Here is a 13,128-nt window from a genome sequence, read left to right as displayed (position 1 = left end):
TCACGATGAGGCCTCTCGACGTGGTTGCTCGTCGCCTGCCGCAAGTGCACCGACACGATTAGCCGGTCACGATGGCAGTACTTGCGGTCGGCGCGATTCTCTCGCGTCCCGGTCACTTCGGGCTGCACCTATAACGCTCGCGCGCTCATTGGACATGGGCCATAAGGGAAGCGCCAGTGCGGGTCCTACAGGCAACGTACGTAACCGAAACTGTTAGAAAAGCGAGTGTTCGGATGTTGACGGCGGTCACGCAAACATACGTACGATTTGACATCGTCGGGTCGGCCACGCAAGCCATTGATTTGCCGAGAGAGTTCGGACGTAACCAAAACCAGCGGTGACGCGTAACCAGAATTAATGTACCTCGGCACACCTGCGTAAGGCAAGATCTGATCTCTCCGTCAGCGACCGATCCAGTCTGAGTTTGCTTGGCCGTCAGTTCATCAAGCCCGAGATCGACCCGACGCTGACTCGGAAAGAAGGTGGTGTCGATAACCGCTGCTGCCCCACGCAAGACAGTCGCATGGTCCGAATGCCCCCTCATGAAAGTAGCAACGTCCGCTCCTGATACTCGAAGCTTAGCGGCAGTTGTTCGGGTACTCGGGGGCACTCGCTTGTCATTGCGACTGCGAACGGAATACAGCCCGGGCGGCAGCACGCCGTACCGCCGATTTCGTGGCCAGTTCATCCACCGTGGTGGAGAATTCGACGGCCTTTTCGTTCTCACGCGTCACCAGAAACCCAAGCTTGCGATGGAAAGCGATAGACAACCGGTTGGTCTTATAGACATGGCTTCGCAGCTCACCAATCCGTCGTTCGCTCGCCAGTGCGGCAATCTTCGCCAACAGTTCATTTACCACGGTGTACGTCCGATGCAAGGGATGCATGCCAAATGCACCAACGAACCAGCACGCTCCCGCTTCCTGCCGAAGCATTGCATAAGCCACGAGTTCGCCGTCCCGGCGCACGTAGCACACCTCACCGATCTCCAGGGATTTGCACAATTTCGCCCGGTGCTCGTCTGCGTCGAAGGCGTCGCCGGCTCGCTCGGTGTGCTCACGTAACGTCAGTACATCAAGTGCGAGAAGTTCATCGACAGATGGTGACATAGGCGGAGGTCAGGATGATGGAGAAGCGCGCTACAACGATACTTCGGATCAAAACTTTCGCCAATTCCTACTACCTCGCTGACTGACCGCTCATGGCCGGACCGAAGCAGACGAACTGATTCCGTCGGTTTGGCCGAGTCCAGCTTCATACGTATCACCCGGTACACCGACGACGCGCACGCATCGTCTAATGGCTCCCCTCCGACGCATGTCCGGCCGCCGAACCGCGCCGAACGAAATGATGCTCCACCCTGGTTCGCAGCACCCCGTCCAGCGCGGCAAGCCGCTCACGCAGCCGAACAGCTTGCCCTTCCGTCATTTCACCGAGCACGATCTTTTGTTCGAGAACGTCGCCACAGCGGGTGATGGCCCACCGGTCGACCGTCGCCGTTTCACCTTCGAGCACGGCAGCCGCGGTCGACACGATGCCCGGATTCCGTCTCGAAACGAGATGAACCGTATGCGTCAACGTAAAACCGGGAAGAAAATGCGACCAGTCTTCACAGACGGTCGGGCAGGAAGCGGAGGAAACTTGGCTCATGGTTGCTCCGGATGAATGGTGATCGAACCGGTGCGCGCCATGCTGCTCCCGTTTCGTTGCCGTCAATCGGCCGCATCGCCTCGAGGGCGTCCACCTTGCCCGGGAGGGCAGGTTGGCGTCGGGAAACCCGACTCTGGATGCTTGAATTCTTACGTTCGACATTCCGAACGTGGATTCATTATACCGAAAACCTCAAGCCGAACAAGTCACCCCGAAAAGCCACGATTCGACCGGACGCAGCCTTCGATCCGGCCCTTGTACGGCGGAGATCCCGGCCACGTCACAACAACCAGCCGCACCGACTAAAACCACACACTGAACCGCGTTCCCGTCATCAGCACATCGACCGTCAGGTTCCATTGATGGGCGTCGGCAATCTCCCTGCAGATGGCCAGCCCGAGGCCCGCACCGTCATACCGCGAATCCGGCGCCCGCCAGTATCGGTCGAACAGCAGCGGCAGATGTTCCCGCCGAATACCGGGCCCTTCGTCTTCAACATGAATCGCCGCATCGAGCACGGTCAGCACGACGACACCGCCCGGCGGCGACGCGTTGATCGCATTCTCGAGAAGGTTCTTGAGCAGGATGAAGAGCGCCCCGCTGTCCGCCCGTATGGGCGCCGCGGCGTCGCGCGCTTCGATATGCAGCGTCACCTGCTTCGCATCGGCCTTGCCGGCCAGCAAGCTCACGACGTCTCGCGTGACCTCGGCGCCGCTCACGTCGCCGAAGCTGAAGTTCTGCGCTTCGCTGACTTCGGCCAGATGCAGCAGTTGCTTGACCTGCCGGGCCATCAGATCGATCTCGCGAAGCAAAAGCGCCTTCTGGCTGATGTCCGGTTGCAACTCGATCTGCCCTCTGACCAGCGTGAGCGGTGTCTGCAACTCGTGCGCGGCGTCGGCCAGAAACTGCTGCTGAACCGCGAAGCCGTTCTCGAGCCGGGTCAGCGCGTCGTTGAACGCATCGATCAGCGGCTTGATCTCGGTGGGAATCCCGGCCGGCGACAGCCGCGTTTTCAGGTTGCGTGGCTCGATTTCCCGCGCGGCACGCGATACTTCCCGCAACGGCTTCAGCACATGGCTGATCGTCAATGGCAACGTCAGTCCGAAAATGACGGTCGCAATGACGAGCACGTAAGCGATGGTCTTCGGTATCGGATCGATCCGCGTCCTGACGAGCGCATCGACGAGTTGCCTGCTTTGCGCCTCCTGCACGTAATAGACGACGCTACCGTTCGACGCGCGCTGCGTCGCGACCGCATACGCCTTGCCGTCGATCGTCGCGGGCAGCACCTTGCCTGCCACCGTCGCGAGGTCCTCCGTCAGCCACGGTCGGTCCTCGCCCGAAGGCACCGACGCCAGCAACACCTTCCCCGTCGCATCGAGCACGCGATACTTCACGTCGGCCGGCAAGAGCCGGAACATCGCCGCCGGGTGCTCGCCCAGTCGCACGGATGCCGGGCGCCCGGCCGCATCGAAATGCATCCCGGCCACGATATGACGGATGCTCTCCATCTGCTGGCGCCGTCCCAGGAAGTCGGGATATCGATCCAGAAAATACACGGAAAGCGCGGACAACAACGCCAGGCTGACGGCGAACGCGACGACGTTGGTCACCCACAGACGTGTCGACAGGCGCAGGATCCAATGACGGAACATGACGTCTTTTTACCGGGAAGCGGCAACGGGCGAAACGCGGCGAATCATCGTCACACGTCCCGCAGCGCAAAGCCGGCGCCGCGGATATTGGTGAGCCGCATCGTCGCGCCGATCGCCGTCAGTTTCTTGCGCAAGCGGTGCACGGTCACCTCGAGCGCGTTCGGCGTGACCGCCTCCGCGAGCCCCCATGCGGCATGCTCGAGTACCGCATGCCGGACGGTCCGGCCCGCCGCCTCGATCAGGCAGAGCATGACCTGCAGCTCGGCCGGCGCCAGCAGCACCGTCCGGTCGCCACAGCGCATCGTGCGCTGGGGCGGGTCCACGGTCACGTCCGCGAACGATGCGACGAGCGTCGTGAGGAGCACCGGACGCCGCATCAACGTGCGGACGCGCGCGACGAGTTCGCTCATTTCGAACGGCTTGGTCACATAGTCGTCGGCGCCGCTTTCGAGTCCTTCGATGCGGTCATGCAGCGCATCGCGTGCCGTCAGCATCAGGCAAGGCATCATGCGGCCTGCCGCGCGCAGCGACCGCAAGAATGCCAGACCGTCTCCGTCGGGCAATCCGCGGTCGACGATCAGCAGCGCGTAATCGGCCCGGTCGATGCCGTAGGCGGCTTCCCGGGCATTGCCGAACCGATCGGATTCGATTCCCGCCGCGGCCAACGCCTGGGACAACAGGCCGGCCAGGCGCTCGTGATCCTCGACAATCGCCACTCTTGGCATGCTCGCACTCACTTGAACCGATACATGTAGCCGATCCGGGCCTCGGGAACGATCCGTCTTCCGACGAGCGGACTGTCGGTGATGCCGTCGCCGAGACGCGACACGCCCACGTCCACGAACATCGTCTGCTGCTTCGTCAGCCGGTAGTCGAAACGGGTGCCGGCCGACACGTTCACGGCCGAACCCGCGTTGTAGGCGGCGCGCCAGGCACGCGCTTCCGATGGTCGCACGCCGTAATAGTAGTCGACGTATTTGTTGCTCAGCCATTCCGCGCCGACGTGTGGCGTGACCGAGAATGCGCCGAGGGCGAACGCCTTCTCGAAGCCGATCTTCGCGCGCTCGCCCTTGTTTCCGCCGAGCAGGAAACTGCCCGACAACGTGCCGAAGCCGGTGTTCCATGACAGTGCCGGGCCGTACCACAACGCGCCCTTGCGGTTTTCCATGCCGTTCAGGATCGGCGCGTCGGAGCCCTTGTATCCGTCGAAGAGCGAGAACTGGCCACGAAGCGCGACATTGATACCGCTCCAGCTGCCGATTTTCAGATCGACCGTGGTGCCGATGGCCTGCACCCATTTGTTGTCGAAGTAGATCAGCGGAAAAGGCAATACGCGGGTGCCGTCGCCCCGGTAGGCCGACGGCTCGAAGCCGACGCCGGCGCCCAAGCCCCAATGCGTGACGTTGGTCGCGTGGTTGAGGATGGTCAGGCCCGTATTGTCGAGGTCGGGCGGATTCATGCCCTCGTCCGCCCACGCGGACGCAGAGGAAAGTGCAAATGAAGCGGCAATCAGCCATAAGCGGCGTGCGCGGCGAGCGGCAATTTTCACAATCGTTTCCTGGAGTCGAGGGTCGAAACGGGGGCTACTGTAGGACCAGTCGACTTACCGCTCACTTACCAGGAAAAATATCGTCCAAGGACAGGACCGACTTTGGTGATCGCATCGCCACCGATGGCGAACGAGCCGCCCCGGAAAGCGGTTCGTCGGGCGGATGGCTTCGCTGATCCAGCCCTTTCCGCTCCGCGCGCCTGCACGACCCGCCCGCCGAAACCCGCTACTTCGACAACCGCAACTTCTTCGACACCACGACGCCGCTCGACGGACTCACCAGCCAGATGTCGCGAAGATCGATGTGCAACGTGGAGATCCTCGTCGAAATATCCGTCGGCTCCTCGATACTCGGGTCGGCATGTTCGGTTTGTTCGGTCAGGTAAGGCCGAACCAGGCGCCCGGAAAAAACGAGTGCGAAGTCGCCATGCGTTTGCGCGTACTCGGCGGGCGAAAGCCGCATGCGGCTCCGAACCGTGGTCTTTTTGCCTTGTCCGGCCTCGAGTTCGATGATGTCGACGCGCTGGACGTACCCTTTTGCCTTCGCTTCCGGTGCAATCACGAGCCCGCGCCCTCGCGGCCCCGTCGTCACCTTGTGGAGCAGGATGCCAGCCCGGTCGTCGCGCTCCGCATCGAACAGGTCGACATCCAGCGTCAGCAGCTGCCGCCGCGACCGGTATCTCAGCCCATAGCGCACCGGCACCACGAACGTCACGTCACGGTCCAGACCGACGGCCGCAAGGTCGGGATTCGTCGGGCCGTGCCGGCCGACGGCACCGGAGACCGCACCGCGAACGCGATCGCGCAACGAAGGTGACAGCGTGCCGACGTGCACCTTCTGCAGCGCGTCGCGGATGGCAACCGGATCGTCGCCAGCAATCGGTCGCGCCGGGGACGTGTCGTGATCGACAGCCGACGCGACGGGCGTCGTGCCGTCGACGGCTTCCCCCTCCGCATGCGCCGCGACGGGCGCCAGCATCGTCGTCAAGGCGACGATGCACGCGAAGCGCGAACAACCCAGTTTGAATTTCCGGTGAAACAAGACGAACCCCCGATTGCTTTCGGATCGATCAACGACGAGCACTATAGGGTGGAATGATCGGCAACGCACCCGCCGCTTGAAATCCGCCGATGCCGGCACGCCTCGTCATAGGGGCCTTGTCGGCCCGGCGGCACGTCAATGGCCAACACAACACTACCGTGTTGCCTCGGCGACAACAACCGATGGAAAGCGAGCAGCGGCACCCATCGAATTTACTCCGCGGGGGTGCACATCGCGCGCCAGTGCGCAAGCCCGCTCGCACCGGTTTCAATGGCGTGACGTACCGCTGCTCATTTTGAGTCGGGACAATTCTGAATTTTCCACTTCCAGTTCAATCATGTCCGAACCAAAAAAATCCCTACGTCAACGATATGGGAAAACGAGTCATGACAAATACCAATTCAGAATATTCGACTCGACATATCCTTATCGAAACAAAAATCAACTCGAAGCAAACAATCATTAACCATTGTTTCAAAATGATTTTTTCAAAATCTCAAAATAAAAATATCGATCAAAGCTAGAAATAGCTTGCTATTCTTCGCACCGAAATTCCAAGCGCCGTCGCATTACCGCCCTGAGAGGCGGATTCGAATCCATCCGAATCCGGAACAAAAAATAACGAGATTGTCGTTATGTCGATAGCAGCAACTTTGCGAAACTTTGCGTCGGGTCTGGTCGACCTGAACAAGCGTCCAGTCTCCCTTCATTTCGGGCAAGCGCAACGCGCGGTCGGCCATCTGTTGGCGCTCCATCACGCCGATATCCACGAGGGGCTGATGTCGGGCATCGAAGGGCAACTGACCTGCGTGTCGACCTACGATCATCTGTCGCCTGCGCTGTTTCTCGGCTTGCCCGTATCGGTCCGGCTGACGACCGATCGGGGCGACATCCGGGCCATCAATGCGATCGTGCACGAAGTGCGAACCGGTCAATCCGACGGCGAATTGACTGTCTATCAGCTGCATGTGTGCGACGCCCTTTCACTGATGGACCGTCGCACGAATGCCCGCCTGTTCCGCTCGCGCAGCGTGCCGGACATTCTGGCGACGCTGATGAACGAGTGGAAACAGCGTAGCCCCGCATTCGCACGCGCGTTCGATTTCGACCTGTCGACGTTGCAGGCCGATCGGTATCCGGCACGCGAGCTGACACGGCAGGTCAACGAATCCGACGCACGCTTCATCCGGCGGCTGCTGCGCCGGGAAGGCATCACGGTCTTTGCGAAGGCCGCCCCGGTCGACGGAAGACGCGGCGCGGCCGATGAGCGGCCGATTCACACGCTCGTGTTCTGCGATGATCCGCATCGTCTGCCGGACGCGCCGGCCGGTATCGTCCGCCTTCACCCGCGCGACGCCGGCGTCGAGCAACGTGACACCGTCACCCTCTTTGCGTACGACCAGCGCCTGTCGCCCGGCAAGGTCCGCCGCCCGTCGTGGGATTACAAGACCGCTCGCATGGACGACTTCGAGGGCGTCACCGGCATCGATCAGGGCGAGTCGGGGAACGATCTTGCGCGCCTGCTGACCGACGTCGCGATCGACATCCCGCACGTCGGCGACTCGTGGAACGATCACGCGCGCATCGCGCACGACCGGATGCTGGCCCATCAATTCGAAGCCGCGCGCTTCGAAGGCATCGGCACCGTGCGCGACATGCTGGTGGGACACGGGTTCACGCTGGCGGGCGACCCCGAACTGGACATGAAGTCGATCGATCGCCGTCGGTTCGTCGTCACGTCGATTCGACACGTCATCTGGAACAACCTGCCGACAGACCTGTCGGGCCGCGCGAGCGGGCTGTTCGCGGCAAGTCGCAACCTCTCGCCAACCACCCCGCCGCCCGATGCATCGGAATCAACGGACACGCGCTACGAGAACAGTTTCACGTGCGTGCAACGCGGCGTGCCGCTCAAGCCTGCCTACGATCCGGCGATCGACGTGCCGCCGGTTCACCTGCTGACCGGGACGATCGTCGGCACGCAGGGCGAAGAGGTGTTTTGCGACAAGGCCGGCCGCGTGCGTGTGCTGATTCACGGGCTGGATCCGGCCGACCATGCTCACGCGCAAGGCGCCGGAACGAACGGCCTGGCCGGCGACAGCGCACCGCTTCGCGTCGTGGCTAGTCTCGCGGGCGAATGCTTCGGTGCGCTGTTCCTGCCGCGTGTCGGCATGGAGGTCTTGCTGGGGAACCTGTCGGGCGATCCGGACCGTCTGGTGATCATCGGCGTGTTGAGCAACGGCGCGAACCCGCCCGCGACTTTCAGCAATACCGGCGCGCTTCCGGGCAATCGCTACGTGTCCGGGATCAAGACGCGGGAAGTCAGGGGCCGCCGGCACAACCAGCTTCGCCTGGACGATACGCCGTCGCAGATCTCCGCGCAGTTGGCAAGCGAACATGCGCATAGCCAGTTGAATCTCGGCTACCTGACGCAGCCGCGCGTGGACGGGCACGGGAACGATCGGGGCGAAGGCGCGGAGCTGCGCACCGATGCCGCTGCGGCGTTGCGCGCCGCCCAAGGCATGCTGTTGACGACCTATGCGCGTACGCGCGCAACCGGCGGCCAGCTCGATCGCGACGAATTGATCCGCTTGCTCGATCAATGCATGGCGCTGTTCAAGTCGCTCGGCGATCGCGCCGGCCAGCACGGCGGGCAATTCGCCGACACGGCCGGCCAGGACAACATCGCCAACGCATTCCGTCACTGGAAACCCGGCGGATCGGCATCCGGCGCCACCGGCGACGCATCCGCGTTCATGGCGTTCGGCGCGCAAGCCGGGTCGCTGAACGTCACGCCGAAAACGCACGTCACGTATGCGGGCGAGAACATCGATCAGATCGCGCAGCAACACATGCAAATCACGAGCGGCGAGCGAATCAATCTGCATGCCGGGCATGGCGTCGCGATGTTCGCGCACGGCGACGGTGTATCGGCGATCGCGCATCAGGGGAAAGTGGCCCTGCAATCGCAGAACGACGACACGCAAATCGAGTCCGGCAAAAACATCCAGTTGACCGCGGCCGACGGCAGGCTTGCCGGCACGGCAAGCGATGAAGTCGTATTCGTCACGTCCGGCGGCGCGTATCTGAAGCTGCACGGGACCGATATCGAACTGGGATGCCCCGGCAAGTTCACCGTGAAATCCGATGGTCATGCGTGGGATGGCCCCGCCAGCATGAGCGTCGATCTGCCGACCTTCGATCGACGTACGCTAGGCCGCGTCCCGAAGCTGATTCGGCCAACGGACGGTAACGCGGCGCCGGGGTTCGAAGGACAGATTGAAAAGGCATCGGGAACGCTGTCGAGTTTGACGACCGACTCGGCCGGGGAACTGCCGGCGGTCGATACCGACCGGTTCGAGAGGCTGGCGGTGCAGTTCATCAAGAAAAATGTTTAAAGCAAGCGCAGGAGTCCGGATGATTGATTCATCTCTCGATCCTCGGCCGGAAGAGGACGCACGCACCAACGAGCACGCCGCGAAGGCCGACGTGCCCGACGCGGCTGCGCCGCGCCCGGAGCCACCTCGGATCGTCGTCGGCCGGAGCGACGGGGTCTCGATGTGGACGAAAGACACCCGGCTGATCTGCATCAAGCAAATGCCGTTGCCTGGTGTCGTCATCTTCGTGCATGGCGTGAACTCCGAGGGTGAATGGTTCGAAGCCGCCGAGCAGGGATTGTGCGATGGCCTGAATCGCCGGCTCGGCCGGCTTGATGATCAGCTGAAGTATCGCGGCATCGACGCAGGTCAACTGGTGCCCGCGAAGTACACGGAAAGCGTGACGCCGGACGGATTTCTGAATCCGAAGCTTTGGTCCGGCAACTACATCAGATCCGACCCGTCCTTCTCTCCCGTCATTCATTTCCGATGGGGCTATCGGGCAACCGCCGCAGAGTTGAAAGAGTATGGCGACAAGATTTTCCTGAACGAGAAGGACTATTGGGGCGGCGGTCCGTTCACGAACGGCTGCGCGAGCCTGCCCGACCTCTGGCATGGCGGCCTCGACGACCGCGCCGCCGGGTGGTTGACCGTCCAGGGGATCAACCCGACCAACCGGCCGCTGTATCGCGCGCCGCCCCGTGCGTATGGCGTGCTCGCGGCGTTGCGACTTGCGAGGTTGATCGAATCGATTCGCCGCATGCAGGCCGACGTGCCGATTACCGTCGTATGCCATAGCCAGGGCAACATCGTGGGCCTGACGGCCGCGTTCTTCGGCGATGCACTGCCCGATGTCGAAGATCCGTGGGGACGTAGCGGGCATTGCGTGGCGGATGCCTACGTACTGGCGAATGCGCCGTACAGCCTTGCGCGCGCAGACGGCCCGAATCCGTCCGATACGTTCATGGATGCTTGGTCGCAACGCGCGACCAGGGACGGCAGCGGTCGTCGCGGACGGCAGACCTACGCCGCCCGCACGAAAACGTTCGGCAAGTTTCTGTCGATCATCGGCACACGCAAGGCCTACGAATTGCCCGCCGGCAAGATTGATGAAGACATGGCCAACGAGCGGGTATCACCGACCAGCGGGCGGTCTTATGCGGCACAAGAGGATCGGGCTCGCCACGGCCTGAACGAATCGACATATGGTCGCGTCACCGCGTATTGCTGTCCGCACGATCAGGTGATTTCGGCGGTCACGGTTCAAGGCATCGGCTGGCGCGGCATCGACAAGAACGAGTTGAACGATATCGGCGTCCCCGGCGTGCTGACGCAGCGCGTCTTTGCCTCCGGCTTCCAGGTTGGCGTGCAGGAGCGCTATCGGTATTGGGAAGATGACTGGCGGCATCGGCAAAAGGGAAAGACGCCGGGATTCTGGTATCCGCCTTCGCCGCCGGCCAAGTTCAATCTCATCGGTGCACTCAAGGGAAATGAGTCCGTATTCGGCGTGGCGGCCACGCTTGCATCCGCGCCGATCATGTTTTTCGTGACCCAGATCAGCTCGGCATTGAATATGTTCCGCGTGAACGCCCTTCCGCCGGAGGGCTGGACCGTGGTGGCGGACGCGCCGGCACTCGACGAACCGTTCGCGCCGCAAGCGTTGCGGTTCGGCAAGCCCATCGAAACGAAGGACGGCAATGCGAAAAGCGACTTCAACGAAGGCAACGATCCGCCGGCCGCGTGGCGAGACGCAAGCAAGAGCGAGGCAGACAAGCGCGCGGACGATCCTTACGATCAGTACGAGGCGAAGAACGCGGACAGTGTCGCGCAAGGGACAGCGGAGAGCGAAGCCGGACAGCGTTATGAGGATCGTGCGTTGATGCGTATGGAGGCGCGGCGAACGCTGAATACGGAATGGCTCGATGGTGATGGCCACGTGATCGGCGAGGACGGCAAGAGCGAAATGCCGGAGGGCTACAAGGAATGGCGCGATAGACAGATTGTGGATTGGCTCGATCGTGGCTCGACCAACAGCCCGACGAATCACTCCACGACGATGACCAATCCGGAGCATGCCAAAAAGGCGCTTGCGTACGATGTGGCGATCGGGGTTTGCTATCTGACGCCCGAGCAAATGAAAGCGCTACGGATTGAAGCCGATTGGCGGATGGGAAAAGGCATCCCTGAATATTATCCTAATAGAAAGTACTACGACTATTTCGCACGCGGCGAACTTGACGATCTACCTATGGATGAGTGGGTACATGACGAGAAAAGCGAAGGTAGGATGCCGGCCTTGATCGTAGATGAGCGTGAAGATCAGCTCTATTTGAAGATCGGGGGAGCGATATGAAGGCGCTGATCGCTAAATGGCCGCGACGTGTTGCCGTTTCAGTGGCCTCTTGGTTGATCGCGGCCGTACTCATGGCCTCGCTGATGGCGCACGTAGAACAACCGGACCCGACACAATTGGAAATGGGAGATTGGATGAAACGATTTGTCGTCGTACCCAGCCTAGTGGCTCTTGTGGTGTTTGTGTTCACCACCGCCATGATGCGTTCGGCACATTCCGCACCCACCCCTGAGCCAGTAGCACGTGCGACACAAACCTCAGAAGAGCCGGTGAAGCCATTTATTGCTCAGGTTGTTGGCCTGATTTGGTTGAATCCGTTGCAACGCATGGACTACCCGACCGAATGGCAACTGCTGTGGACGCAAGGACTCGCGTCTCCGAACAAGAACGACGACATGGTGCGGACCGATCCGAAGTCCTTTACGACGCTCCAGTCGGTAGCTGGTATCGCATACGGCAACGAAGGCGCAGAAACGTTTAGAGGGTTCTATCGCAAGTACATGTTTGAGTTCCCTTTACTGCTTCGATCGCGCTATGCGTCCAATCCTAGGTATTTCTATACTGTTAATCCAGACAATAAAAACAACTGGCGCGAGTTGGCTGGAATCCGTGTCGAACTTGCAATTCCGGAACGACTTGACGCAGCCGAATCGCAAAGCTATTTGCAGGACTCGATTCGAAAGACGTTCTCGATCGGCAATCCACATTTCGCGACGATGTGGAGCAACAACGCACTTCCCGATGTGCAAATCACGCAAGGCAGTGCCAACGCCGGATTCACATCGCTGAACAAAGCCTTGGACTACTTACAGGCGAACCCTGACAAGAGCGTCTGGGTAGTGAACTGGGACGCACCCAACTTCCCGCCCACGGACGCGCAGATCAACGAGAACCTTGTCGTGCTGTTCCTCGCTGGCCCAACGTTCAACACTGAGCGCGAACCGCTTGCCTGGATCGGCAAGGCCGCAACCGGCAACACGCATGATTTTCCGCAGAAGGTCGGCACGACCCGCTCCGTGCAGGCGTGGAAGGCGACCATCGACCAAGCGGCACGCAATGCAGGCATCGCGGTCCCTGACCTCAACTACATCGTCCACGACGCAGGTAAGGGCAGCGACGCATCCTCGTCACGTCTTGCCGTGCTCGCACAGACCTTGACCGAAACCCTCCCCGAATACGACCACCGCAAGCAGACATTCAACACGGCCGCCCTACTCGGCGACATGGGAACCGGCAGCGCATTGACCGACGTCGCGCTCGCCATCGGCCGGATCAATCACTTCGGCGGCAATGCACTCGTCGCCGGCACGACCGATCCGGATCACCCTGTCGCGGTCGTCGTCCTGCCGCCGTCGAAGCTCACGCCGATCGATCCCGACAAGGACTGGTTCCGCGCGCGCGGCGGCAACAACGCCTACCTGCCGTGGTGGGGCCGCCGACACGACACGAATTACGGCATGCAAGGCTATTCATGGTGATGCACACCGGCGCGGCAGATTGCT

Annotated in this window: 9 protein-coding genes and 1 riboswitch; of the genes, 3 read left to right on the top strand and 6 right to left on the bottom strand. The window is 61.6% G+C overall.

Translation table 11 applies throughout. The features are described 5' to 3' along the window. Positions 1-617: 617 nt before the first annotated feature. The 6 genes from HWX62_RS05335 to HWX62_RS05310 all read right to left on the bottom strand — a co-directional run bounded on the left by HWX62_RS05335 (position 618) and on the right by HWX62_RS05310 (position 5,833). Positions 618-1,109, bottom strand: a complete 492-nt coding sequence (locus HWX62_RS05335; protein ID WP_175930204.1) for a GNAT family N-acetyltransferase — start codon at positions 1,107-1,109, stop codon at positions 618-620. A gap of 187 nt (positions 1,110-1,296) precedes the next feature. Next, positions 1,297-1,650 (bottom strand): hypothetical protein, encoded by a 354-nt coding sequence (locus tag HWX62_RS05330; RefSeq protein WP_175930205.1) that lies wholly within the window; start codon positions 1,648-1,650, stop codon positions 1,297-1,299. Between the two features lie 42 nt (positions 1,651-1,692). Next, positions 1,693-1,796: riboswitch (SAM-I-IV-variant riboswitch) on the bottom strand. A gap of 156 nt (positions 1,797-1,952) precedes the next feature. After that, a complete protein-coding gene (locus HWX62_RS05325) occupies positions 1,953-3,305 on the bottom strand; it encodes an ATP-binding protein (protein ID WP_175930206.1) in 1,353 nt (450 codons plus the stop codon). Positions 3,306-3,355: 50 nt separating this feature from the next. Next, entirely contained in the window at positions 3,356-4,030 is a 675-nt protein-coding gene (locus HWX62_RS05320) for a response regulator transcription factor (protein WP_175930207.1), read from the bottom strand. Positions 4,031-4,038: 8 nt separating this feature from the next. Beyond that, positions 4,039-4,692, bottom strand: coding sequence for a MipA/OmpV family protein (locus tag HWX62_RS05315; protein WP_244135973.1), 654 nt, complete (start codon positions 4,690-4,692; stop codon positions 4,039-4,041). Between the two features lie 388 nt (positions 4,693-5,080). Further along, positions 5,081-5,833 carry a hypothetical protein gene (locus tag HWX62_RS05310; protein ID WP_347879934.1) on the bottom strand — a complete coding sequence of 251 codons (753 nt, stop codon included), beginning with the start codon at positions 5,831-5,833 and terminating at the stop codon, positions 5,081-5,083. Between the two features lie 698 nt (positions 5,834-6,531). Here HWX62_RS05310 and HWX62_RS05305 point away from each other — a divergent pair. The 3 genes from HWX62_RS05305 to HWX62_RS05295 are packed head-to-tail and all read left to right on the top strand — an operon-like array spanning position 6,532 to position 13,104. Continuing rightward, complete coding sequence (locus HWX62_RS05305) at positions 6,532-9,294, top strand: type VI secretion system Vgr family protein (RefSeq protein ID WP_175930210.1); 2,763 nt, start codon at positions 6,532-6,534, stop codon at positions 9,292-9,294. A gap of 19 nt (positions 9,295-9,313) precedes the next feature. After that, a complete protein-coding gene (locus HWX62_RS05300; RefSeq protein ID WP_175930211.1) occupies positions 9,314-11,626 on the top strand; it encodes a DUF3274 domain-containing protein in 2,313 nt (770 codons plus the stop codon). Beyond that, positions 11,623-13,104 carry a virulence factor gene (locus HWX62_RS05295; protein ID WP_244135972.1) on the top strand — a complete coding sequence of 494 codons (1,482 nt, stop codon included), beginning with the start codon at positions 11,623-11,625 and terminating at the stop codon, positions 13,102-13,104. The genes HWX62_RS05300 and HWX62_RS05295 overlap by 4 nt, the downstream gene beginning before the upstream one ends. Positions 13,105-13,128 lie beyond the last annotated feature (24 nt).

Origin of the sequence: Burkholderia sp. BCC0506 (assembly GCF_902833145.1) — a bacterium.
In the GTDB taxonomy this organism is placed as follows: Bacteria; Pseudomonadota; Gammaproteobacteria; order Burkholderiales; family Burkholderiaceae; genus Burkholderia.
This window is presented reverse-complemented; position numbering and strand designations above follow the sequence as displayed.

What these genes read in the sequence shown, in the direction of transcription:
- HWX62_RS05335 (WP_175930204.1), bottom strand. Translation starts at nt 1,109, where the DNA reads ATGTCACCATCTGTCGATGAACTTCTCGCACTTGATGTACTGACGTTA.
- HWX62_RS05330 (WP_175930205.1), bottom strand. Translation starts at nt 1,650, where the DNA reads ATGAGCCAAGTTTCCTCCGCTTCCTGCCCGACCGTCTGTGAAGACTGG.
- HWX62_RS05325 (WP_175930206.1), bottom strand. Translation starts at nt 3,305, where the DNA reads ATGTTCCGTCATTGGATCCTGCGCCTGTCGACACGTCTGTGGGTGACC.
- HWX62_RS05320 (WP_175930207.1), bottom strand. Translation starts at nt 4,030, where the DNA reads ATGCCAAGAGTGGCGATTGTCGAGGATCACGAGCGCCTGGCCGGCCTG.
- HWX62_RS05310 (WP_347879934.1), bottom strand. Translation starts at nt 5,833, where the DNA reads ATGCTGGCGCCCGTCGCGGCGCATGCGGAGGGGGAAGCCGTCGACGGC.
- HWX62_RS05305 (WP_175930210.1), top strand. Translation starts at nt 6,532, where the DNA reads ATGTCGATAGCAGCAACTTTGCGAAACTTTGCGTCGGGTCTGGTCGAC.
- HWX62_RS05300 (WP_175930211.1), top strand. Translation starts at nt 9,314, where the DNA reads ATGATTGATTCATCTCTCGATCCTCGGCCGGAAGAGGACGCACGCACC.
- HWX62_RS05295 (WP_244135972.1), top strand. Translation starts at nt 11,623, where the DNA reads ATGAAGGCGCTGATCGCTAAATGGCCGCGACGTGTTGCCGTTTCAGTG.